Source organism: Acinetobacter sp. WCHAc010052 (genome assembly GCF_002165295.2).
GTDB classification, from domain to species: domain Bacteria; phylum Pseudomonadota; class Gammaproteobacteria; order Pseudomonadales; family Moraxellaceae; genus Acinetobacter; species Acinetobacter chinensis.
Map to the genome: position 1 here is coordinate 2,683,464 of NZ_CP032143.1, position 22,354 is coordinate 2,705,817.

The 22,354-nt window shown below is 42.7% G+C and carries 25 protein-coding genes; 10 read left to right on the forward strand and 15 right to left on the reverse strand.

Annotated features, from left to right (window positions below):
- The 6 genes from CDG61_RS17520 to CDG61_RS13150 form a co-directional block, all read right to left on the reverse strand.
- Positions 1-174 (reverse strand): PA1571 family protein, encoded by a 174-nt coding sequence (locus CDG61_RS17520; RefSeq protein WP_087514309.1) that lies wholly within the window; start codon positions 172-174, stop codon positions 1-3.
- 129 nt (positions 175-303) lie between these two features.
- A complete protein-coding gene (rng, locus tag CDG61_RS13130) occupies positions 304-1,758 on the reverse strand; it encodes a ribonuclease G (RefSeq protein ID WP_087514308.1) in 1,455 nt (484 codons plus the stop codon).
- Positions 1,759-1,796: 38 nt separating this feature from the next.
- A complete protein-coding gene (locus CDG61_RS13135) occupies positions 1,797-2,363 on the reverse strand; it encodes a Maf family nucleotide pyrophosphatase (protein ID WP_087549477.1) in 567 nt (188 codons plus the stop codon).
- Entirely contained in the window at positions 2,351-2,842 is a 492-nt protein-coding gene (gene mreD / locus CDG61_RS13140) for a rod shape-determining protein MreD (protein WP_087549478.1), read from the reverse strand. Before mreD ends, CDG61_RS13135 begins: the two co-directional genes overlap by 13 nt.
- Positions 2,829-3,686: a rod shape-determining protein MreC gene (gene mreC, locus CDG61_RS13145; RefSeq protein WP_087549479.1), complete on the reverse strand. Its 858-nt coding sequence runs from the start codon at positions 3,684-3,686 to the stop codon at positions 2,829-2,831. Before mreC ends, mreD begins: the two co-directional genes overlap by 14 nt.
- 16 nt (positions 3,687-3,702) lie before the next feature.
- Positions 3,703-4,749 (reverse strand): rod shape-determining protein, encoded by a 1,047-nt coding sequence (locus tag CDG61_RS13150; RefSeq protein WP_087549480.1) that lies wholly within the window; start codon positions 4,747-4,749, stop codon positions 3,703-3,705.
- A 132-nt stretch (positions 4,750-4,881) separates the two neighbouring features.
- Between CDG61_RS13150 and gatC the strand changes: the two genes are divergently transcribed.
- From gatC to gatB, 3 genes are read left to right on the forward strand one after another with little or no spacing between them, the layout of a single operon-like run.
- Positions 4,882-5,196 carry an Asp-tRNA(Asn)/Glu-tRNA(Gln) amidotransferase subunit GatC gene (gene gatC, locus CDG61_RS13155; RefSeq protein WP_087549481.1) on the forward strand — a complete coding sequence of 105 codons (315 nt, stop codon included), beginning with the start codon at positions 4,882-4,884 and terminating at the stop codon, positions 5,194-5,196.
- Positions 5,197-5,249: 53 nt separating this feature from the next.
- Positions 5,250-6,728: an Asp-tRNA(Asn)/Glu-tRNA(Gln) amidotransferase subunit GatA gene (gatA, locus tag CDG61_RS13160; RefSeq protein WP_087549482.1), complete on the forward strand. Its 1,479-nt coding sequence runs from the start codon at positions 5,250-5,252 to the stop codon at positions 6,726-6,728.
- The gene (gene gatB, locus CDG61_RS13165; protein ID WP_087549483.1) at positions 6,728-8,206 is read left to right on the forward strand and encodes an Asp-tRNA(Asn)/Glu-tRNA(Gln) amidotransferase subunit GatB; all 1,479 of its coding nucleotides are present in this window, start codon (positions 6,728-6,730) and stop codon (positions 8,204-8,206) included. Before gatA ends, gatB begins: the two co-directional genes overlap by 1 nt.
- Positions 8,207-8,253: 47 nt before the next feature.
- Here the strand turns inward: gatB and CDG61_RS17580 are convergent, their stop codons facing one another.
- On the reverse strand, positions 8,254-9,102 hold the full coding sequence (locus CDG61_RS17580) for a CHAT domain-containing protein (protein ID WP_228199579.1): 849 nt from the start codon (positions 9,100-9,102) through the stop codon (positions 8,254-8,256).
- Between the two features lie 48 nt (positions 9,103-9,150).
- Complete coding sequence (locus CDG61_RS17745) at positions 9,151-9,285, reverse strand: hypothetical protein (RefSeq protein ID WP_265936246.1); 135 nt, start codon at positions 9,283-9,285, stop codon at positions 9,151-9,153.
- Positions 9,286-9,714: 429 nt separating this feature from the next.
- Here CDG61_RS17745 and CDG61_RS13175 point away from each other — a divergent pair, with 429 nt between their 5' ends.
- Positions 9,715-10,344, forward strand: coding sequence for a hypothetical protein (locus tag CDG61_RS13175; protein ID WP_147387796.1), 630 nt, complete (start codon positions 9,715-9,717; stop codon positions 10,342-10,344).
- A gap of 368 nt (positions 10,345-10,712) precedes the next feature.
- Here CDG61_RS13175 and CDG61_RS13180 read toward each other — a convergent pair whose 3' ends face one another.
- From CDG61_RS13180 to CDG61_RS13190, 3 genes are all read right to left on the reverse strand, one after another.
- Positions 10,713-11,609 carry a hypothetical protein gene (locus tag CDG61_RS13180; protein WP_147387797.1) on the reverse strand — a complete coding sequence of 299 codons (897 nt, stop codon included), beginning with the start codon at positions 11,607-11,609 and terminating at the stop codon, positions 10,713-10,715.
- A 145-nt stretch (positions 11,610-11,754) separates the two neighbouring features.
- Positions 11,755-12,213 carry a hypothetical protein gene (locus CDG61_RS13185; protein ID WP_416240717.1) on the reverse strand — a complete coding sequence of 153 codons (459 nt, stop codon included), beginning with the start codon at positions 12,211-12,213 and terminating at the stop codon, positions 11,755-11,757.
- A gap of 144 nt (positions 12,214-12,357) precedes the next feature.
- Positions 12,358-13,251 carry a LysR family transcriptional regulator gene (locus CDG61_RS13190; protein WP_087549487.1) on the reverse strand — a complete coding sequence of 298 codons (894 nt, stop codon included), beginning with the start codon at positions 13,249-13,251 and terminating at the stop codon, positions 12,358-12,360.
- Between the two features lie 116 nt (positions 13,252-13,367).
- Between CDG61_RS13190 and CDG61_RS13195 the strand changes: the two genes are divergently transcribed.
- The 3 genes from CDG61_RS13195 to CDG61_RS13205 all read left to right on the forward strand — a co-directional run bounded on the left by CDG61_RS13195 (position 13,368) and on the right by CDG61_RS13205 (position 15,419).
- Positions 13,368-13,943: a chromate transporter gene (locus tag CDG61_RS13195; protein ID WP_087549488.1), complete on the forward strand. Its 576-nt coding sequence runs from the start codon at positions 13,368-13,370 to the stop codon at positions 13,941-13,943.
- Positions 13,940-14,455 (forward strand): chromate transporter, encoded by a 516-nt coding sequence (locus CDG61_RS13200; protein WP_087549489.1) that lies wholly within the window; start codon positions 13,940-13,942, stop codon positions 14,453-14,455. The genes CDG61_RS13195 and CDG61_RS13200 overlap by 4 nt, the downstream gene beginning before the upstream one ends.
- 385 nt (positions 14,456-14,840) lie before the next feature.
- Positions 14,841-15,419 carry a DJ-1/PfpI family protein gene (locus CDG61_RS13205; protein WP_087549655.1) on the forward strand — a complete coding sequence of 193 codons (579 nt, stop codon included), beginning with the start codon at positions 14,841-14,843 and terminating at the stop codon, positions 15,417-15,419.
- Between the two features lie 78 nt (positions 15,420-15,497).
- On the opposite strand, the gene CDG61_RS13210 is transcribed toward CDG61_RS13205, so the two are convergent.
- Positions 15,498-16,454, reverse strand: a complete 957-nt coding sequence (locus CDG61_RS13210; RefSeq protein WP_227542886.1) for a hypothetical protein — start codon at positions 16,452-16,454, stop codon at positions 15,498-15,500.
- Between the two features lie 276 nt (positions 16,455-16,730).
- Entirely contained in the window at positions 16,731-17,930 is a 1,200-nt protein-coding gene (gene sbmA / locus CDG61_RS13215) for a peptide antibiotic transporter SbmA (RefSeq protein ID WP_087549490.1), read from the reverse strand.
- Between the two features lie 396 nt (positions 17,931-18,326).
- On the opposite strand from sbmA, the gene CDG61_RS13220 reads away from it, so the two are divergent.
- Positions 18,327-18,521 (forward strand): hypothetical protein, encoded by a 195-nt coding sequence (locus tag CDG61_RS13220; RefSeq protein ID WP_087514106.1) that lies wholly within the window; start codon positions 18,327-18,329, stop codon positions 18,519-18,521.
- A 153-nt stretch (positions 18,522-18,674) separates the two neighbouring features.
- Complete coding sequence (locus CDG61_RS13225) at positions 18,675-19,139, forward strand: very short patch repair endonuclease (protein ID WP_087549491.1); 465 nt, start codon at positions 18,675-18,677, stop codon at positions 19,137-19,139.
- Positions 19,140-19,166: 27 nt separating this feature from the next.
- Here CDG61_RS13225 and CDG61_RS13230 read toward each other — a convergent pair whose 3' ends face one another.
- Together CDG61_RS13230 and CDG61_RS13235 are read right to left on the reverse strand one after the other, a co-directional pair.
- A complete protein-coding gene (locus tag CDG61_RS13230) occupies positions 19,167-19,883 on the reverse strand; it encodes a hypothetical protein (protein ID WP_087549492.1) in 717 nt (238 codons plus the stop codon).
- Positions 19,880-21,148: a DNA cytosine methyltransferase gene (locus tag CDG61_RS13235; protein ID WP_228199580.1), complete on the reverse strand. Its 1,269-nt coding sequence runs from the start codon at positions 21,146-21,148 to the stop codon at positions 19,880-19,882. The genes CDG61_RS13230 and CDG61_RS13235 overlap by 4 nt, the downstream gene beginning before the upstream one ends.
- 382 nt (positions 21,149-21,530) lie before the next feature.
- On the opposite strand from CDG61_RS13235, the gene CDG61_RS13245 reads away from it, so the two are divergent.
- A complete protein-coding gene (locus CDG61_RS13245; protein WP_087514102.1) occupies positions 21,531-22,352 on the forward strand; it encodes a hypothetical protein in 822 nt (273 codons plus the stop codon).
- Positions 22,353-22,354 lie beyond the last annotated feature (2 nt).

Below are 22,354 nucleotides of genomic sequence, written 5' to 3' on the forward strand. Positions count from 1 at the left end.
TTAATTTTTAATGTTTCTGCACTGCTTCAGTAACTGATGACAGACTGTACGAACCATTGCTGTAGTGATCGGGACTTCTTTGCCCTGCTCATCCACAATATAACCGTTGTGCAGACTTTTGTTTGCATCCAGAACTTTCAGACTTTGCTTAATAATTGTATCGCTCATACCCATGTCACACCTCTTTGCTAAGACCGGGGGAGAATTCCGACTATGGCTATCAGATACGACTAGTATTAAAAATTCACAAATAAAAGTAAAATTCCAGATGTAACAAGTGTTTAACGATATCCTGTTACAATTTTAAGATAAAATGATATCGTATTGCTCTTGCGTATACAGATTTTCCACCTGAAATTTTATGACACGGCTCACAAAATGCTCCAGATCCGCGACAGCAGGGGCTTCTACGGTAAGCAGCCGATCAATGACCGATGGATGGGCAACAACAGTAAAGCCACTCTGCGACTCAAATGCCCGGGCATAGCGCATGATCTCCCGAAAGATTTCGTAACATACTGACTCTGCTGTTTTAATAAATCCACGACCCTGACAGACAGGGCAGGATTCACACAATAGATGTTCCAGCGATTCACGGGTACGCTTTCGGGTCATTTCAACAAGTCCCAGCTCAGAAACCTGAGTGATTTTTGTTTTTGCATGATCCCGTTCAAGCATTTTTTCAAACTGGCTCATGACCTCCTCTCTATGCTGAAGTTCCTGCATATCAATGAAGTCAATAATAATAATACCGCCCAGATTACGTAAACGCAGCTGACGTACAATGACCTGTGTTGCTTCCATATTGGTTTTAAACACAGTATCTTCAAGCGATCTTCCGCCCACATAAGAACCGGTATTGACATCAATGGTGGTCATGGCTTCGGTCTGATCAATCATCAGATAGCCACCCGATTTAAGTGCTACACGGGTCTGCAAAGCTTTCTGAATATCTTCTTCAACATTGTAAAGATCAAAAATCGGTCTTTCACCAGGATAATGAATCAAAGATTCAGTCATACTCGGAACAAATTCTTCAACAAATTCCTGCAGTTTTCCGTAAATCTCACGTGAATCCACATAGATTTTTGAGGTTTCTTCATTTGCCAGGTCACGTATGACGCGCTGCGGTAAAGGCAGTTCCTCAAAAAGAAGCGATGGAACAACGATACTTTTCTGCTTGCGCTGAATATATTCCCAGAGTTTTGCCAGATAACACATGTCCTGAACAATGGAAGCCTCATCTATGCCTTCCGCTGCTGTACGCACAATCACTGAGCCTGGCAGTTTATGTTCCGCCTGAATCCGCTCAATCATGGAGCGCAAACGGTCACGTTCTTCTTCTGATTCTATACGCTGGGATACGCCGATATGATTGCCATACGGCATCAGTACCAGATAACGTGATGGGATGGATAAATCTGTACTTAATCGCGCCCCTTTTGTTCCAAGCATATCTTTCATGACCTGAACAGTCAGAACCTGTCCCGGGTGAAGAAGCTCAAAAACATTGGGGGTTGCCTGGTTTCGGGGCCAGACCATATCATTGATATGAAGAAATGCAGTTCTGGAAAGACCAATATCTACAAAAGCCGCCTGCATACCTGGAAGTACACGAACCACTTTACCTTTATAAATATTACCAACAAGACCCCTTTTTGCCGCACGCTCAACAAACAGCTCGTTGACTGTGCCGTTCTGGATTAACGCGACACGACATTCCATAGGCGTGACGTTAATCAACAACTCGTCAGACATAATTAAACTCAAAACATTATAAAAATTCTTTTCAGCAGTTAATTTAGTACCTTAACTGTCTGTAATAACCGTACGGTTTCATGCAAAGGCAAGCCAACCACATTGCTGTAACTGCCGTCTATACGCGGGATAAACCGAGCAGCGATGCCCTGTATGGCATATCCTCCTGCTTTACCCTGCGGTTCGCCCGTCGCCCAGTAGTTTTCCATATCTGCTGAACTTAAAGACTGAAACTCGACCTGCGTCCGTACCACTATACTGTAATTTTCTTTTAATGTACGAACACATACGCCTGTATAAACATCATGCCACCGACCTGAGAGAGCTGTCCACATGTTTAATGCATGTTCTCTGGATTCAAGCTTACCCAGAATCCGCCCATCCAGTCCAAGACTGGTATCTGCCGCAATCACAATGGCATCAGGAAACAGATCCAATACTGCCTGTGCTTTTTCACAGGCTAACCGTTCAACATATTCTGCAACAGGTTCATTGATTTCAGCTGTTTCATCAATATCAGGGCTGAACACATCAAAGTGCAGCCCGAGCTGTTCAAGTAAAGCTTTACGTCGGGGTGACCCCGAAGCAAGAATTAAACGCGCCATCTTCTTAACAGAAAATAAATCACAGGCCATACCATGGCACTGGTCAGCATCGGTTGCCAGTAGCGGGTAATGGATACCTGTATTCCGCCCATAGTCTGCATTATCCACACAAGCATCAAATGTGCAATTAATGCAAGCGTCGTAATAATCCATAAGTTTGAAAAGGTCAGGATTCGACGTTCACGGGTCAGAAAGCGGGAAACAAAGGTAATAATCACAAAACTCAGAGCATTCATGCCTAACGGAGCATCAAACAGCAGATCGGTAAAAAGTCCGACTCCGAATGCAAACCATACACCGCACCATGTCGGCTGACACAGTACCCAAAACAGCATAATCATTAACATGAATGATGGACGCCAGCCCGATACTGCATAGGACAGTGGATAAACCATGAGGATGGAAGCAATCAGAACCGATACAACGATTGCAATTAAAGGATCACGTTTCTGATGAGAGCGGATTTTAGCGATCAGCATGAGGTTGCTCCATCGCCAGTGAGTCTGAGAACAGCACCACAACATGATGCCCACCCGCCAGCTGTGCAGCAGGAACAACATCTATTTTGGCAAATTCACCAGAATTGTGTCGATTGACAGCAGAAACTGTACCAACCAGGTAACCCGCAGGAAAATGCTCGCCCAGTCCTGAACTGTAGACTTTTTCACCTACTTTGATATTGGCACTGGTCGGTACATATTCCATTTTCAGATGTCCAAGATCACCCGTTCCAGAGACAATTGCCCGCATCCCTGTACGTTCCAGGCGAACAGACAGTGAGTGCTCTTTATCAGACAACAGCATAATCCGGCTACTGTGAGGATAGACAGAAATAATCTGTCCCATGATCCCTTTATCATCCAGAACAGTCTGTCCAGCTTTCAGACTACTGCTGGAACCTCGGTTAATGACAATAATATGCCGTAAAGGATCTGCATCCGTCCCGATCACTTCAGCAATTTCCATACGACCATCAATAATCAATGGCGTATCAAGCAAGCCTCTTAAACGGGTATTTTCAGCAGAAAGTTCAGACAGCTTCTGCAGACGCACCTGAGCCTGAAGCAATTCAGCATTCATCGCGGTATTTTCACGACGCAACTGATCTTCAGACTTGGTCTGCTGGTTAAGCCATTCTCTCGACAAAACTGGATAACTGGCCAGGGCATATATTGGATTATATGCCGCGTACAGTACATCTCTGGCAGGTTGAATCACATGTGGCATACGCCAGTTAAAAAACAACACGGCCAGACAGGTGATCACTGCAATAATAAATGAACGAAAAGATGGCGGCTGTCTTGAAAACAGATTTGTTTGCACCCGCCCTGTCCTTTATTTAACCTACAAACAACATGTCATGGTTTGGATTATCAAAGAATTCCAGTACCTTACCACCACCACGGGTGACACAGGTCAGAGGCTCTTCAGCAACCACAACAGGCAAGCCTGTTTCTTTTGCCAGCAGTTTATCCAGATTACGCAGCAGCGCACCACCGCCAGTCAGAACAATACCACGCTCTGCAATGTCCGAAGACAGTTCAGGTGGAGTCTGTTCAAGCGCAGATTTCACCGCAGAAACAATGCTCTGTAATGGGTCTGCAATCGCCTGAGAAATTTCATCTGAAGTAACAACCACAGCACGCGGTACACCTTCAGCAAGGTTACGGCCACGCACTTCAATTTCAAGTGGTTTTACGCCTTCATCAGGTAAAGCCATACCGACTTCTTTCTTGATGATTTCTGCTGTGGTTTCACCGATCACACAACCATGAGCCTTACGCACATAGTTGATAATATGTTCGTCAAACACATCGCCACCGATACGCAGTGAATCTGCATATACACAACCCTGCAGGGAAATAATGGCAATTTCAGTCGTACCGCCACCTACATCCACCACCATCGAACCACAAGCCTGTTCAACCGGCATACCAGCACCAATTGCAGCTGCCATTGGTTCTTCAATCAGACGTACATCACGTGCACCCGCATTGAACACCGCTTCACGGATTGCACGGCGCTCCACAAGCGTGGATTTACATGGAACACAAACCACGACACGTGGTGCTGGTGGAAACAGACGCTTTTCATGAACTTTGGTGATGAACTGATGAAGCATCGTTTCAGTCACTTCAAAATCAGCAATCACACCATCTTTCATTGGGCGGATTGCAGAAATATTTGCAGGTGTACGACCCAGCATTTGTTTTGCATCAAGACCAACCGCGGCAACGATTTTTTGTGAACCACTGTGACGAATTGCCACAACCGTCGGTTCATTTAATATAATGCCTCGTCCTGGCGCATAAATAAGTGTATTAGCTGTACCTAAATCAATGGCTAGATCTGGTGAAAACAAGCCTATTAGTCGTTTTAGAATCACGGAGACGTTCTCGATTAAACTTTATGTGGACGCAAGGTGGCAACTTTAACTAAATGTGATGATTTGAACAAGTCAATCGCTTATTATAACGCACGATATCCAGAAATTTTTTAATACTGATCAGGTGATGTTATGTCTACATCGGATGCACAGCATTCTGCAGATTTAAATGCACAAACAGTTTCAGCAATCGCCAATCTTGCCCGATTGTCGCTCAATGATACGCAATCTGCTGAATATGCTCAAAGTCTAAATAAAATTTTAGGCATGATGGAAACCCTAAAGGGCATCAATACCGATGGTGTTGAACCACTGAAAAGTCCTTTTGACAATCCTCAGCCCTTACGTGAAGACGTTGTCACTGAAGAGAATCATCGTGATGAATATCAAGCAGTTGCACCTGCTGTACAGGATGGTCTGTACCTTGTTCCTCGCGTAATTGAATAATTTTTTATTCAGTTTCATCATTTACACAAATCAAACGTAAAGAATTATTTCTTATGACAGATTTACACCGCTTATCCATTCGTGAACTCTCTCAGGGTCTGACGAATGCAGAATTTTCATCCCGTGAACTGACTGAACATTATTTAAAACGCATTGGAAAAATCGATGCACAGGTTCAGTCCTTTATTACGGTTGCTGAGGAGCAGGCTATTGCTCAGGCAAATGCCGCTGATGCACTGCTTAAATCAGGTGGCGCAGGCGCACTGACAGGTATCCCTGTTGCACACAAGGATATTTTCTGTACAAACGGCATTAAAACCACAGCCGGTTCAAAAATACTGGATAACTTTATCTCTCCTTACGATGCAACTGTGGTCGCAAAAGGTAAAGCTGCCGGACTTGTGACGCTGGGTAAAGTGAACATGGATGAATTTGCCATGGGTTCCACTTCCGAGTCATCTTATTTTGGTGCAACCAGAAACCCATGGGCACTGGATCGTGTTCCTGGTGGTTCTTCAGGTGGTTCTGCTGCCGCTGTTGCTGCTGACCTTGCTCCTTTTGCCACAGGTACAGACACGGGTGGTTCAATCCGTCAACCTGCATCATTCTGTGGTCTGACCGGTCTTAAACCAACCTATGGACGTGTTTCCCGTTTCGGTATGATTGCCTATGCATCATCACTGGATCAGGGTGGTCCGATGGCCCGCTCTGCTGAAGACTGCGCTTACCTCATGAATGTCATGGCAGGTCATGATGCCAAAGACTCAACTTCTGTACAGAAAGAAGCTGATGACTACGTGGCAAACCTGAACGGCACAGCAGTCAAAGGTTTACGTATCGGTATTCCTAAACAGTACTTCAATGTTCAGGGGTTGGATGCTGACGTTAAAGCACGTGTTGAAGAATCACTGAAAAAACTCGAAGACATGGGTGCAACACTGGTTGAGATTGACCTCAACATGACGGATGCTTATGTACCGACTTATTACCTGATCGCGCCTGCTGAAGCTTCTTCAAACTTACAGCGTTACGATGGTGTGCGTTACGGTTATCGTGCTGAAAACCCAACTGACATTTTAGATCTTTATAAACGTTCGCGTTCAGAAGGTTTTGGGGCAGAAGTACAGCGTCGTATCCTGATTGGTACTTACGCCCTTTCTGCGGGTTATTACGATGCTTACTATGTCAAAGCGCAGAAAGTACGCCGTCTGATCCAGCAGGATTTCCTGAAAGCATTTGAAAATGTCGATGTGATTGCTGCTCCGTCTGCACCAACCACTGCCTACAAAATCGGTGCAAACCTCAGCCCGACTGAAATGTACTTAGGTGACATTTACACGCTGGCTGTGAACCTGGCAGGTCTGCCTGCAATCAATGCTCCTGTTGGTTTTGATGCAGACAATCTACCTGTTGGCTTACAGCTGATTGGTAACTACTGGTCAGAATCTCAACTGCTGTCAGTTGTGCATCAGTATCAGCAAGCAACCGACTGGCATACCAAACGTGCGGCTATTGCTGAGGAGAATGCATAATGGCTCAGGCTCAAAAACAATCCGCTAAATCATTATTGATTGATGGCTGGGAAGTCGTTATTGGTATCGAAATCCATACGCAACTTGCAACCAATTCTAAAATCTTCTCAGGTTCTTCCACTACATTTGGTCAGGATCCGAATACACAAGCCAGCCTTGTTGATCTGGCAATGCCGGGGGTATTACCTGTACTGAACAAAGAAGTGGTTGATCTTGCAATCCGCTTTGGTCTGGGGATTGATGCGTACATCGACCAGGCATCTGTGTTTGCACGTAAAAACTATTTCTACCCAGACTCTCCAAAAGGTTACCAGATCAGCCAGATGGACAATCCAATCGTAGGCTTAGGTCATATCGACATCCAGCTTGAAGATGGCACTGTAAAACGCATTGGCGTAACACGTGCACACCTTGAGGAAGATGCAGGTAAATCAATCCATGACCAGTTTGAAGGTCAGTCTGGTATTGACTTAAACCGTGCAGGCACGCCGCTGCTTGAAATCGTATCTGAACCGGATATGCGTTCAGTTGAAGAAGCTGTTGCCTACATCAAAGCGATTCACACGCTTGTACGCTGGTTAGGTATTTCTGACGGTAACATGGCAGAAGGTTCTTTCCGTGCAGACTGTAACGTGTCTTTACGCCGTCCCGGTCAGCCTTTCGGTACACGCTGTGAACTAAAAAACCTCAACTCATTCCGTTTTATTGAACAGGCGATCAATGTTGAAATTGAACGTCAGATGGAAATTCTGGAATGGGATGGCACTATTGATCAGGAAACACGTCTGTTCGATCCTGTGAAAATGGAAACACGTTCAATGCGTTCAAAAGAAGAAGCGAACGATTACCGCTACTTCCCTGACCCTGACCTGTTGCCTGTGATCATTCCTGATACTCAGATTGAAGCTGCTCGTGCTGCTTTACCTGAGCTGCCTGCTGCACGTCGTGCCCGTTTTGTCGCTGACTTTGGCGTAACTGAGTACGATGCTCACGTTCTGACTTTAACCCGTGAAATGTCTGAGTTTTACGAAGATGTAGTGAAAGCTGCTGGCGGTGCTGCTCAGGGTAAAGTTTCTGCGAACTGGGTGATGGGTGAATTCTCTGGTGCTTTAAACAAAGCAAGCCTGGAACTGACTGACTCTCCTGTATCTGCGGAAAAACTTGGCGGTATGATCGCGCGTATTGTGGACAACACAATTAACGGTAAGATCGCGAAGCAAGTGTTCGGCTTTATGTGGGATGAAGGCAAGACTGCGGACGAAATTATTGCTGAGAAAGGCTTGAAACAGGAAACTGATACAGGCGCGATTGAAGCGATCATTAAAGAAGTGCTTGCGGCTAACGAGAAGATGGTTGAAGAGTATAAGTCTGGTAAAGACAAAGCCTTTAACGGTCTGGTTGGTCAAGTGATGAAAGCTGCAAAAGGTAAAGCCAACCCTGCACAAGTAAATGAATTGATGAAAAAATTGATTGGTTAAGGCTGATTGATTTTGGAATAAAAAACCCGTCTTAGGACGGGTTTTCTTTATTCAGAGGCTAATAAGAATATCTCTTCTGGAACTAAACTATCTTTTACGAACAATTGTGGAGTATCAACTTCATCAATACCCTCTAAAAGTAAGGCTGCTTTTGCTTGATCAAATGATTTTTTCACAGATAAACCAAAACTTAGAGATGAGTAAAATTGTGCTGAAAAATATTGTGCTGCTTCATCAGTAATACTCTTACTCATCCCAATTGCACAATCAACATGTTCAGTAACCAAAGCTGCCTGGTTGTAAGAAAAACATGTATTAAAAAATACCAATCTTAAGTTCTCATTTGCCACGCTCATAGCTTGAACAATTGCTTCTAAAGAAATTAATTTTGTTTGATCATTCTTATCCATGAGAACCAGTTCATCATTGTCACTTCCATGTCCACTAAAATGAACAATGGTAGGTTCACATGTATTGATATGTTGAAGAATATCTCCTGACCTTACAGCCCAACGAGATTCTAAAACTATTGATTCTCTATGACGAGCTTTACTAATTTGTTCTTCTATACCTCGAACTTCAATATCAAGGCTTAATTGTTCTTGGTCTCTAGGATTAGAAGCTAGAAAAAGAACTATTATCTTTTTCGGAAGTTCTTTTAATTTTTTAATTTCATAATCATGATTTTTCACAGTCATAGTTAAATTATCCATTAAAGTGCTCTGCTGACGATTTAGCTGTTCTGTTTTTCTTTGACTTTGTTTAGCTAGTCTATTTTGCTCACTAATTATTTTATTACTATATTCATTTTTTCGCTGCTGTTGATTTGCAATATCTTTTTGAAACTTAGCAATATTCTCCTGACTCTTAGCTATAGCTTTATCACATCTCTCCATATCTCTTATTTTTGAATTAAGAGTCGAAACCGTTTTAATGCTGCTGATCTACTTTTTAATGTTAGCTAATTTATTACTTTCCTTTGCAATAACCGCTGACTCTTTACTTATTTTCTCATTTAGTTGCAAAATTTTTTTACTACAATCTTGTTCTGAGCGTCTATATGAATCTAATAAAGACATCTATCCCCCTATTAAGCCTATGTCTTAAAAATAAAATCCGATATTAAATATTATCTCTCATCTCAATGAAGAGTCTCATTAAAATTTATCTTTTAATTTTCAAAAATTAAGATATCCAATCTATTTAAAATTTTAAACAAAAAACAATCTGCTTATCAAACAATACCCTCCATCGACAAACCAGAAGACATAGGACGCATCCAACTCTCCAAGTCCTTTTTTATGTGTGACTAGTACCCTCACCCCCTTGCGCAACAATGTTGCTCATCTCATAGGGAGAGGGAGTTTCACGTAAATAATTTGATACGCGGTGTCCCCTCTCCTTTCAGGAGAGGGTTAGGGAGAGGTTCTTCTCTTTTTAGGAGAAGCAAATCAAAAAACCACACAAAAATAAAACCACTTCCTACTCTAAAATAAGGTATAAATCTATTGTCAAAACAAACAACTACAAAAATGAAAAAGCTACTTATACTCGCAATCTTAATGAATATAGTGTTTATTCCTATTAGTTTTGCACAGAATGATCCTCTGCTTGAAAGCACGATCAAATCAGTGTTGAAAAGCTTCAAAAATCAGGATAACCAATTACTACAACAGCATATACATCCTAAATATGGTGTGATCTATTGGAATAAAATAGGAGTCCCGATTAATCAAAGCATCTTTCAAAAATCTGAATTTAAATTTCCTGACCAACATTCGCCAGAATCAACACGATGGTTCTATGAAACACCCAATGCCCAGGAAAAATTAATCAAAACGAATCAATTACCTGAAATGGATTGTCAAAACTGGAATAAATCAGGGCTTTACTATAAGACCTTAACAACAAAGCCATTTTCAGATTTAACCAAATTCAATCAATCCATCATTGAGCAAACTGATAAGCAGATTGCACATGAATTGAAGCAACTAAAACCATTTGAAAAACAAATCGTTGAACTTCAATATGTCGGTAAAAGTCGTAGTATTCGTGATGATTTACATTTGTATTTCAGTAAAATCGACAAACAATGGTATTTAAGTGCTTTCGACAATTCAGGAAACTGTGATGCTTGATTGCTAACACCCTTCACACCCTTGCACAACAGTGTTGCTCATCCCCACGGGAGAAGGAGCTTTCATTGTGTATCACATACCATCATATATTTTGTAATATTTGTAATAGGGGGATTCCCTCTCCTCCCAGGAGAGGGCTAGGGAGAGGTGAGTTTCAAGAATCCCTCTCCTTGCGAAGCTCCTCACCTTTAAAAAGCGAGACTTTCTCATGTGATTAATTTGATACACGAAGTCCCCTCTCCCGAGCATACTTTAAGCATTGCTTTAAAGCTCAGTACAAGAGAGGATTAAGGAAAGGTTCTTCTCTTTATCCATTCAATACATCACTGCTTTAAACTAAAGCCAGGATGAAATAACTGATCCGCTATTTACTGAATGCCTGCTTTTCTTAAGAAATCCTGCGCCTCTTTAAATTTATGCTTTTCTGCCAGTTCCTTAACTATTCGATACGACAACCGTGAAGGCTCATCATATCTGCGGGCAAATGCAGGAACTGTTCCTAAACAGCGTGCAAACAGAAATGCTGACTCTGTATAAGCATTGCTACCGCCTTTTGGATAAAAGTTACCAAACTGATAGGCTTTTTCAACTTTATTGCATGCAGCCAGATGATCACCATTTACATACTGTTTATTGGCTTCAAAATAGAGTTTCACTTGCTGTAAATTTGGTGAATTAAGTATTTTTTCCATGTCGGCAGCACTCACTTTATTATCCGTGACATCTCTGACTATCGCTTTAAAGCTTTCTTCATCTTTATATTTCTTTTTCAGTTCCTGCTCTGGCAGGATCTCAGTCAATAATTTGACATAACGGATGTCATACTGCCGTGAATCCATGAAACGGTGTCCAACTGGTTCTATCGAAGCAAACCATTTCTGACCGTTTGCCTGTGTGCACTTAAAACCACCAATACCCTGAGTCACATTCTTATGCTTTTGCCAGAAATCACCATAAGAACGCCCTGTTAGGTCCTGCTCACTCCTATATAACCGCTCGAATTTTCCTGATTTACTTTCGCAGTAACGGGTTAAATAACGATGAGGATAAAGGGACTCAGGATCATGCGTATCATCCGTTCCACTCCCCCAGTAATACACATAATCCTCACCCTTACCATTTCTTCCGTTCACTTTTTTTGCTGCCAGCAATTCCTGTGGTGAGCTGAATCCCTGAACTGCTGCTGTATCAATTTTATCAATACTCATACAGCCATGAAAAAACACGCTAGACAGCCCCAGTACTGACAGTAATTTAAAATTCACATCACCCTCGACATAATTAATGTATTTTGTATACATTATAAATCGGGAGTTCAATGAATACATTATTGCTAAGGTCTAATATTCCCATGAATTTTATAGTTATTTAATCCACAGAATAATGAGCACCATCTTTAAAAAAGTGAAATCACTTACGAACCTCACCCAGTTTATTCCAGATATCAGGGGTTAAAAAAGTCGTGACCAGTTTATTTAAATCTATATAGCGAACTACGCCTTTGAGCTGATCTTTAACTTCAGGGGTTTTTAAAATTTCTTCGCCCGTAATACTGCCCAGCTCCTGAAAACTGTCACCTACTGCCTGCATACCTTCTGCCTGTATGACAGCTTTGGTTTGCACAGAACACTGCTCTGTCAGAATACGCTGTAAAACCAGCGCCAGATTTTTGTCCAGCTGTGTTTTCTGCTCTTCGGTCACGTTACTGAATTTTTTCAGCTCTGGATGGGCTGACAGTGCAACAAAAGTCCATTGCAGTACCGCGGTTTTATCTGCTGCTGTAGTCGATTTTACCAGGCATTCACTCAGCTGATCCACCGCAGGACCAGCGGCTGCAAACTGAGTGATTCCCATCAGTGCAGAAGCCATACATAAAGTGCGGATATGACGAAAAGTCTGCTGACCTGGTTTAAAAAATGGATGTGACATACTTTAAACGTCCAATAAATCTTAAGGCTCTTTGTATCATAAAGTGAAGACATTCACCTGTTATGACTCTGTAAGCAGACCTGATCATGACTGCTCTGCCAACAGTTTGAGTACATGTGACAACCTTAAATTGTCCATGTCCTGTTTAAATACGGCATAAACAGGGGCAATACACGGCGTATCTGCTTTCAGTTCCTTGTACACAATCTGTTTATTCCAGAAGTCTTTAATGGATGCAGGGACAATCGACAGACCAATGCCTGCGGCAATCAGGTTCAGACTGGACGTCAGCCGTGGTGCTTCCTGTATGATTTTTGGGCTGAATCCTACCTGATAACAGCTGGCTAAAATATTATCAAATAAGTCCTGCCCAGCCAGACGACGGTACAGCACAAAATCATAGGGTTCCAGGTCCAGCAGATGAATCTGCTTCTGTTGCAATGCCAGAGGATGGTTCGTTGGCAATGCCACAATCAGCGGTTCATCCAGTACATGCAGACTGGTCAGCCCCAGTCCAATAGGTGCAGGCTTTCTTAAAAATACGATATCATTTTTTTGATTAATCACTGAATCAATCAATGAACTGCTGCCATCTTCTTCCAGATGAATGGACACTGCTGAAAAGGTTTCACGAAAACTGCGCAACAGCGCAGGCAAAAAAGAATGTAAACCGACAGAGTTTGTAAAACCTATGCTGATCTGCCCTTCCAGACCCTGTGAAATATTCTGGACGCGCCTGGGAATCGCCTGTGCATGCGCCAGAATCGTCAGTGCTTCCTGATACAGTGCCTTTCCTGCTTCAGTAACCTCAACCCCACGTGGCAACCGGTGCAGCAGTTTAGCATCCAGTTCATCTTCCAGACTTTTTACAATCCTCGTCAGCGGGGGCTGCTGCATGTTCAGACGTACAGCAGCACGGGAAATATTACTTTCCTCAACCACAGCTACAAAAGCCTTCAACTTATGAATATCAATCATGCTTTTTCCCGAAAATATCATCCATACTTTTTAGGTATATATAACATCAAAAATAGCATTTTTCATCATAACTCAACAAGCGCATACTTGCCCCAATACAGTAAAGAGGTCAACGTATGAACACTGAAGTGATTCCACTGGAGCAGGAAATTTATCCGAGTAATAAACAATTATTCATGGGATTTATGAAACTTGGTTTGATGGGTTTTGGTGGAGTATTACCTCTTGCACACCGCATGATTGTTGAAGATCAAAAATGGCTGTCCACAGAAGATTTTACCCACCTGCTCGGGATCTGCCAGATTTTACCTGGTGGAAATATCATTAACATGGCAGTGGCTATCGGTTATGAGTTTCAGGGGCTTAAAGGCGCTTTCAATGCTGTGGTCGGGTTAATTTCTGCACCTACAGCCATCGTGGTTCTGCTGTATCAGTTATATGCACATTTCCAGTCTGTGCCTGTGATTCAACACATGATCCAGGGGCTGGCAGCGGCAGCAGCGGGACTGTTGTTTGCGATGGCACTGAAAATGCTCCGACCCATTTTTAAAAGTTATCTGACTGTTTTCAGTATCTGTATGACCCTCACTTTTATGTTGCTGTTCAAACTGCCTTTAGCACTGACCCTGATCTTTCTGGTCACCATAAATATGACTGTACTGAGCCTGAAACGGGGAGAAAAAACAGCATGATCTTACTGAGTTTAGCGATTGTTTTTACTCAACTGTCCCTGCTTGCCTTTGGCGGTGGTAATGCCATTCTGCCTGAAATGCAGCATCAGGTGGTTGAAATCCATCACTGGCTGACGGCAGCTGAATTCAGTGCAATGTTTGCAATAGCACAGGCAGCACCTGGACCCAATATGATGATTGTGCCCCTGGTGGGCTGGCATGTGGCAGGACCTGCAGGTTTGCTGATCACCTCTCTGGCAAAGTTTGGTCCCTCATCTGTACTGGCTGTCTTTGCACTGAAATTCTGGAATCATTTTAAAGACCATCCTCTGCGTGAGCGTTTTGAACAGGCCTTAAAACCTGTTACGGTTGGACTGGTTCTGACCAGTGCCTGGATTATTGCGGATGCATCAGCGCAGAATGAGTTACTGGCAGGCATTATTGGAATAGCGACTGTCATGAGCCTGTTTAAAAAGATACATCCGCTCTGGGTGATGGTGTTCGGAGCAGCGGCAGGAGCCTGCCTGCTCTGAAACAGATCTGAACATCAATAAATCCAGCAGGTCTGGGTTTATTTTTATCAATACCCGAAATGAAGCAACAGAATCTGCCTGATCAGCAGTTCTGGATTACACAGGAAAATTTCAAAGCAACAGATACACTTTACTCTTCGCCATTCTGAACAGAATGCTTCTGTTTATACAGCCAGTTATTGTGGTGATGGCATGGCTCAATGTATTTCAACATAAATTGTTTTGATACAGACTAATCCCTCGATAACACTGAATATTATCCATCTTTTATATTTATAATTTTCGCTTACGACTAAAGACAGTCAGGCTCTGCTTAAAGCTGTCATCTGGCTATGTTATGGTGAAACAGAGTGATTCCATACATAACAACGCTGAGAGAAAAATCATGTCCAAACAAATACTGATGCTGGTCGGCGACTATGCCGAAGACTACGAAACCATGGTGCCTTTTCAGTTTTTAACTGGGTTGGGCTATACCGTTCATACTGTCTGCCCTGACAAAAAAGCGGGTGACAGCATTGCAACCGCGATTCACGATTTTGAAGGTGAACAGACCTATAGTGAAAAACGTGGTCATAACTTTGCCATTAACTATGATTTCAGTGCTGTAAATACGCAGGACTATGTCGGTCTTGTAATTCCTGGTGGTCGCGCACCTGAATATTTACGTATGAATGCACGTATCATTGAAATTGTACGTGAGTTTGATACTGCCCAGAAACCGATTGCTGCGGTCTGTCACGGTGCGCAGATCCTTGCTGCCGCTGATGTTCTGAAAGGTCGTACCTGCTCGGCTTATCCTGCCTGTGCGGCAGAAGTTAAACTGGCTGGCGGTCTGTACGCAAATATTGCGGTCACTGAAGCCGTGACTGATGGTCATCTTGTAACTGCCCCTGCATGGCCTGCACATCCTGCATGGATGGCACAGTTCATCAAAGCACTGGGCGCAACCATTACGCTTTAAGTTCTGCCCTGTAACTGTATTAAAAAAAGCCGTGTTTCTGTCTGGAAGCACGGCTTTTCTAGTTGGGCGGTCTGTGGGTTATTTGAGCTGTCTCAGCATATTTTTAGCCCCTGCATGGTTATAGTTATTTGCAAGGTTCTCTAAAATGCGGGTCGCCTGAGCTTTCGAATTTGGGAACCGGTTGCTGTAAGCAGAAACACTGGTCAGACATTTTGCCACCAGCATACCTGAATCGACATAAACATTGGCACTGGTTCCTGGCAATTTACCAAAATTATATGCCCGCTGCGCATTATTACAGGCATTGTTCTGGTTCTGACCTTTACTCAGGTCACGGCGAGCTGCTACATACGCTTTTAACTGTTGTTGCTGTGGCGTTTCAGCTACACGTACAGCTGTTTTTTCCTGAACATCCGGTGCAGGCTTCTGCTCTTTTTTATCTTCAGCATCTTTCTGTACTGCGGTTTTTGCGGTCACAGCTTTTGTAACCTGTGTACTGCTCTTACGACTGTCAGTGGTATTTGCGGTCTGCCCTGCATTTTTATAAAACTGACGGGCTTCATTGAGTGACATTACTTTGGTCAGCAGGCTGACCTCTCTTGCACCACTGCTCTGTCTGGACTCAGCATAAGGCTCAATGGAAACAATCCAGCTGTCTTCGGGCAGATTACATTTATATGCCCCTATTCCTTGCTTTACATGACTGTTTGCCATCAGGCGTTTTTTCTGAGCACTGTCTCTGACCTGACTGAATGTACTTCTGTGCAGTAAAACCAGTTTGCCCCCTTGCAGCTGGCAGTAACTTCCCGTGTACTTTCTTGGATACATTGCCTGTGGTTCCAGGTCTGATTTTGTGCCCCAGTCATAGACATAGGAACGGGCTCCGCCATTTGCTGCATTCAGATTTTTTTGCGCAATCATCTCCTGTACAGATGAATAGTTTTTCATTGGATCTGAACCAAGATTACTGATTCCGGCACAACCACTCAGTACCAGCCCCGCACTGCCCATCAGGATATATGTTCTGAAATTCACTTATTACTGCTCTACTGTTCCCCACCACTGAAAATATAGGAGAAAAGTATCAAAATAACAAATCTATGATTTTGATTTTATTCACTATTATATATGACATAACCATTACTTTACCCACACAAACACCAATTCAAGTCACTTTAACCATAAAAGCGTGAACCACAATACAGTTAAAAAGACGCTGTTTTTAAATCCATAAAACCCAACAGACTGTAAACGGCATGAACAATCCAATAAAAAACCCGCCAAAGCGGGTTTTCAGTACAGCATTCTTTTTTAATCATCGTCCAGTACAGATTCAAAAGCTTTCAGACGCTTATAAATAGATAACAGTTCAATAATCGTCGGCCAGGACGCGATCAGATACTGAAATGATTCACGTACTTTTCCAAAAACATTACTGATCTGCATCATGAGACCCAGTGTAATCGCACCTGCCGCAATACTTGGAAACAGCACAAATAAGCCATACAGATTATCCAGCTGCATGTACCAGATGCGTACCATATTGAAATAAGCATAATGGAAATACAGACGGAAATAATTAAACCGGACTTTGCTGAACAATTCTTTTAAGGTGGCAGGGTCTGCCCGATCCTGCCGATCTTCTCCATAGACCAGTTCTTTACGATAAGCCGCTTCAACTTTCTGATTATTAAACTCAAGCCCTGGCAGCTTATACCCGACCAGCATCAGAATCACTGTACCCGCTATAGACCATGTTACGGCTGCCCACATCAAGGCATGTGAAATTTCCCCAACAACAGGCAAAGCCTTCACATGGGAGGACAGTGCAAACAGTACTGGTAGAAATGCCAGTAAAGTCATCAGTGCTTCAACCAGACTGACACCCAGCCCTTCCATGGTTTTGGCAAAGCGCATGGTGTCTTCCTGAATACGCTGCGATGCCCCTTCAATATGACGCAGTTTTTCCCAGTTTAAGGTGTAGTAATCATTCATCGCTGTACGCCATCGGAATACATAATGGCTGACAAAAAATAAGTTAAATACTGCTGTTGTGACATAAACCATCGCGACATAGAGGAAAGTCATCACACCACTGTAAAGCAGGCTGACATCTCCTCCGCCATTGCTGAGCATTTTCTGGATCAGATCATAAAATGGGTTGTACCAGGCATTTACCACAACACTGACCTGAACACCAAACCAGATATTGAACAGAATAAATGCGGAGCCCCAGACCGACCAGCGCTGCCATGGATTATCTGATTTCCATTTCCAGAACAGCGCAAATATTGCAGTCGATATAAAGAACCACAGATAGAACCAGAGAAAAGACGGTGCCCAGAAACGGCTGACGCCAATCGGTAATTCAGCTGTTGCATAGCCCTGTGACATTCCTAAGAAAGTTCCCCAGCCACTGCCGCCACTGTACCAAAGTGCAATATTGATGGAAAACCACAATACCAATGAACCAAAAAACCATTTTGGATTGGGAAAAAAAGACTTAAACATTCAGACCTGCTGTTCCTTTATATTATTTGATTTAAAGCATTTACCGAGCCTAGAGTGTAATCCTTAAAATTTCCTGATTAAAAGTATTTTCAGTAATTTTTTTCCGCAATCTACATTTATCCAATTTATTATACGTTCTGTCTGACAGATGGCATCAAAGACAATGACACCTCAACAAAATTAGTATATTTTCCGTTCAAACAAAAAGAATGCCCGTTCATTTGCCCAGCTTGCAGGTGTGTGGCACAGCATGTCGTTTCGTATAAAGAATCGACAATAATACGAACCAGAAGATAAATGACTGGATTCACAAATAATGCATAAATACTCGATTAATCTGCATATTATGCTAATATCGATGTATAAATATTTTAATGTTGTATTGGGGAATAACACATGGATACTTTGGCAATTGAACTGATAAGACAGGTAGAGCTCAACAAGGAAAACTGTGAGCCGCTGATTTATGAACAAGGCACTATTCTTAAAGTTCTGATGAAAACTCCCACTTCTTATTTAGTCAGTGATGATGCCGATTTTAATTTTACGGTACTGCTGTCAGATGAAGACAAAGTATGGCGTAAACTCTGAGCCTTCCCTGTCAATGCTACGCCAGTAATTTAAACATTCTGAAATATTAAAAGCATCGTTCCTACGGTGCTTTTTAATCTCTGCCTCAGATGAAACAGGGACAACGCAAATAAAACAGCCTATAGTGGGTTCATCAGGCTGAACATTTTATCTATGGAAAAGAACACAGTTATAAAACCTGATTTCAGCAAAGTCAGTGCAACCCGTTCACGTAATATGGCTGCCATACGGGCGAACAACACACGCCCTGAAATGAAAATCCGCCAGGCACTGCATGCCTCCGGTTTACGTTATCGCCTGTATGATAAACAGCTGGCAGGTAAACCTGATCTGGTACTGAAGAAATATAAAACGGTTATTTTTGTACAGGGCTGCTTCTGGCATAAACATGACTGTAAATATTTCAAATGGCCTAAAACCAATGCCGAATTCTGGCAACAGAAAATCCTGAACAATGCCGAACGTGATGCCATCAATATTCAGAAATTATTAAAAGACCAATGGCGGGTCTGTGTATGGTGGGAATGCTCTGTCCGTCATGAAGATGATTTTCAGTGGTCTGTACAGCGTTTTCAGGAATGGCTGAATGATCCGAAAAGTCAGTATCTTGAGCTTTGATTGATCAGTCTCAGACCTGCATCTTTTTTATTTTTCAGCCTTTTCTTCCTGAGTCCACTGTTCAGCCATTGCCCGAGCCATTCCTTTAAAGGTTTTACTTCTCAGATTACGGCGCTCCGCAGCAGTCTTTGCTTTTGCAAGTGCATCTGCATACCATTTTGGCATGGATTTTCCGCTGCCAAACTGCACCCGCTCCCCTTTGCTCACCATATTTGTCGGTTCAAGCAAAGGCAGGTTTTTTATCCAGAGACAGGTGGTTTTTGTTGCTTCATCGCCAAACATATAGGGCTGAACAATCTGATGTGGCTTACCGATAATGGTACTCATGATACCAACAGGGTTTTCAATCACAATCCGTTTGATCGGTGCTTTCCACAGTGCCTTAAAGAACTTAACCGCTTCAGCACGATCCTGTGCCCGTGTCGGAAAACGCGGGTGTGGTCGGCGCTTTTTTATGGGTAAATGTTTATCTTCAGGGTGGTAATACCATCTTGCACCACTGACTGCCAGAAATGTACAGGGAGGATGGGCGATCATCATATCCCATTGTTTTACAAAGGCATGTTCGCCATTCTGTAACTCTCCGCCCTTATTTTTAATAATTTCAAAAACATCACAGTTAAAATGCCATTCAGGATGTTCACCACTGCAAGGCAGCAGATCACAGCTGTATGCCTCATGCCCCAGTGCACGTAACTCTTTCGTCACAGCCTGACTTTCTTCACAGGCGACCAGTACTTTCATATGGATGTACCCAAAAACTTAGAAATACCTGTGGCAATTTTTTCTGCCATGAGCGGTGGAACCGCATTACCAATCATTTTGTAACAATATCCTGAACTGCCACAGAATGTGTAATCCTGAGGGAAAGACTGCAACAGTGCCGCCTCACGGACAGTAATGGAGCGTGCCTGTTCTGCATCGGGATGAATAAACATCAAGCCATCTTTGTACAGATGAGCCACGATGGTCGGAGAAGGCAGATCCCAGTCCAGACTGCGGTATTTCGCATGACGGGATGTTTTTCCTTTTAACTGATTATAAAAGCTGATTTTTTCTTCATTGGGCAGTCGGTTCATATTTTTTCCAACCCATTGCTGAAAAATCTGAATGTCGTCTGCATTATGATAACGTGGCTGATGCAAAGGTACGGCTATACCCGTTCCCTGATGTGACACCTTACGTCCCGTTGCACGGGAAACTTCCTTTAATGGATAAAATGCAGGAAGTACTGCAATTGCATCACGGACTGTTTTGATCTGATGTGTTTTCTCTGCATCCACTGCCTGATAAACCGTTTCCAGATCAATCCCTGTATCTTTTCTCACTCCAATAATGATGATGCGGTTACGCTTCTGCGGTACGCCAAAATCGGATGCTGTATACTGGGCTTCTTTTAATTTTTCAGGTGCTTTAATTTCATAACCAATTTCACTGAACGCTTCAAAAATCCGTTCAATCACCGGTTTATCGCCCGGTTTTGCACTTAAAATACCAGGGACATTTTCGAACACAAATAATTTAGGTTGAAATGCATCCACCACTTTGACAAAGCTTTCAAACAGATAATTGCGGTAATCATCTTTCATGGAGTTTTTGTCCTGCGCCCGCCCTGCAATGGAGTATGCCTGGCATGGTGGACCACCAATCACCACATCCACAGATCTGCCCTGAACGAGTCCATGTAAGCCCTGTGCCATCACATCTTCATGGTTACTCTGACCAAATATGGCTCGGGATTCCTCACTCCATTTACCATTCAGCAGTTCATCTGATTTCTGGATATCAAAATGAATAACACTTTTCTTAGCATTTTCAGCAGCATAACCCCACTTTTCAACAAGACGGTTGCGCAGGGTATTCACCATGGGTAATTCCCACTCCACATGGGCAATGCCGTCAAAAAGCCCAGACTGGGCAAACCCTTCTGAAAGCCCCCCACATCCAGCAAAAAGATCAATATAGCTAAGTTTCTGCATTCCAAATTTTATATCTTTAATCAGTGGCATGATTATACAGTTCATTTCAGTAAAAATAAGAGGCTTTTGGGATTACATACTCAGGAGTTTTTATGTGCGTATTTTCACCGGCTCAGGATGTATTCTGACTGTTCTGATGCGTTATAACTGAAGCCCAGAACCTGCTCAGAATAATAATGCTGACTGTTCATCATGTTTTTAAACTGTTTCCTGATTCTGTTACTGACAGCTCATGAAAATACTGAAACATCAATTTTCTTAATATACAGATACATAGACTGCTTCTGTTATTTTCCAGATAGCATTTTGCAGGATACATAATCAAACTGGTATAAATCAGTGCTGTAAATCTTAATAGCCTTTTCAGACCGTTCATCCAAGAATGACTCCAGAATTAAGGGAGTATAAAAAGATGAAAGGAAATAAAGGATTAATTTTTCTGTCTCTGATGCCATGGCTGTGCATGGAGGCTGATGCAGCACAGCACTGGGCAGATACCAGTGCAGGGGTTCGCTGGAGCAGCTCTTTTCGAGAGCCTTACAATCCAGAAAAGGTGTCAAAAACCATTTTAAATGTCACTCACGTCAGTCAGGATGACTACGGACGAAACTTCCTGTTCATGGACTATTACATTTCAGGGATGGAAGACCCATCAAAAGACAATGCCACTGGTGCTGAAGAGTTTTACGGGCTGTACCGCAGAACACTTTCCTATAACGCACTGGCAAAAGATCCAATCGACAGTTCATGGGTGAAAGATGTTCATCTTTCAGGACGTATGGATGTCGGTTATGAAAATACTCAGCTATCCCCTCGCCCTTTCAAAGTGCGTATGGGTGGACTGGTTGATTTTAAAATTCCGAAAGGAAGTCTTGAATGGGGACTCGAAGGTGTTTATCAGAAATCCTATAACGGCATTACGCATCGGCACTTTGAGTTTGATCCGTCATTTGTGACCTGGATGTCATGGAATTATCCCGTCACCAAAAAATCTCAGTTCAGCGGCATTCTTGAATATCTTGAAGCCATCGGTGAAGACGGTTTTGGAAATGACACCAAGCCTCTGACCATATTCAGGGCAAATTATATTTACGACATCGGTCAGCCGAAAGGTTTTAAAGTCGGTGTGGGCTATGAACAGTTCAACAATAAATACAGTTCCAACAATGCAGCAGATCCCACAAATGGTTCTGACCAGAAAACTTTTGTTCTGCTGGGCAGCTATCATTTTTAAAC

Coding starts and splice junctions, on each gene's coding strand:
- CDG61_RS13205 (WP_087549655.1), top strand. CDS start 14,841: ATGTCCAAACAAATACTGATGCTGGTCGGCGACTATGCCGAAGACTAC.
- rng (WP_087514308.1), bottom strand. CDS start 1,758: ATGTCTGACGAGTTGTTGATTAACGTCACGCCTATGGAATGTCGTGTC.
- gatA (WP_087549482.1), top strand. CDS start 5,250: ATGACAGATTTACACCGCTTATCCATTCGTGAACTCTCTCAGGGTCTG.
- CDG61_RS13200 (WP_087549489.1), top strand. CDS start 13,940: ATGATCTTACTGAGTTTAGCGATTGTTTTTACTCAACTGTCCCTGCTT.
- CDG61_RS13245 (WP_087514102.1), top strand. CDS start 21,531: ATGAAAGGAAATAAAGGATTAATTTTTCTGTCTCTGATGCCATGGCTG.
- CDG61_RS17520 (WP_087514309.1), bottom strand. CDS start 174: ATGGGTATGAGCGATACAATTATTAAGCAAAGTCTGAAAGTTCTGGAT.
- CDG61_RS13225 (WP_087549491.1), top strand. CDS start 18,675: ATGGAAAAGAACACAGTTATAAAACCTGATTTCAGCAAAGTCAGTGCA.
- CDG61_RS13235 (WP_228199580.1), bottom strand. CDS start 21,148: ATGCCACTGATTAAAGATATAAAATTTGGAATGCAGAAACTTAGCTAT.
- CDG61_RS13185 (WP_416240717.1), bottom strand. CDS start 12,213: ATGGCTTCTGCACTGATGGGAATCACTCAGTTTGCAGCCGCTGGTCCT.
- CDG61_RS17745 (WP_265936246.1), bottom strand. CDS start 9,285: ATGTCTTTATTAGATTCATATAGACGCTCAGAACAAGATTGTAGTAAA.
- sbmA (WP_087549490.1), bottom strand. CDS start 17,930: ATGTTTAAGTCTTTTTTTCCCAATCCAAAATGGTTTTTTGGTTCATTG.
- CDG61_RS13190 (WP_087549487.1), bottom strand. CDS start 13,251: ATGATTGATATTCATAAGTTGAAGGCTTTTGTAGCTGTGGTTGAGGAA.
- CDG61_RS13195 (WP_087549488.1), top strand. CDS start 13,368: ATGAACACTGAAGTGATTCCACTGGAGCAGGAAATTTATCCGAGTAAT.
- CDG61_RS13135 (WP_087549477.1), bottom strand. CDS start 2,363: ATGGCGCGTTTAATTCTTGCTTCGGGGTCACCCCGACGTAAAGCTTTA.
- CDG61_RS13220 (WP_087514106.1), top strand. CDS start 18,327: ATGGATACTTTGGCAATTGAACTGATAAGACAGGTAGAGCTCAACAAG.
- mreD (WP_087549478.1), bottom strand. CDS start 2,842: ATGCTGATCGCTAAAATCCGCTCTCATCAGAAACGTGATCCTTTAATT.
- gatB (WP_087549483.1), top strand. CDS start 6,728: ATGGCTCAGGCTCAAAAACAATCCGCTAAATCATTATTGATTGATGGC.
- gatC (WP_087549481.1), top strand. CDS start 4,882: ATGTCTACATCGGATGCACAGCATTCTGCAGATTTAAATGCACAAACA.
- CDG61_RS17580 (WP_228199579.1), bottom strand. CDS start 9,102: ATGGAGAGATGTGATAAAGCTATAGCTAAGAGTCAGGAGAATATTGCT.
- CDG61_RS13230 (WP_087549492.1), bottom strand. CDS start 19,883: ATGAAAGTACTGGTCGCCTGTGAAGAAAGTCAGGCTGTGACGAAAGAG.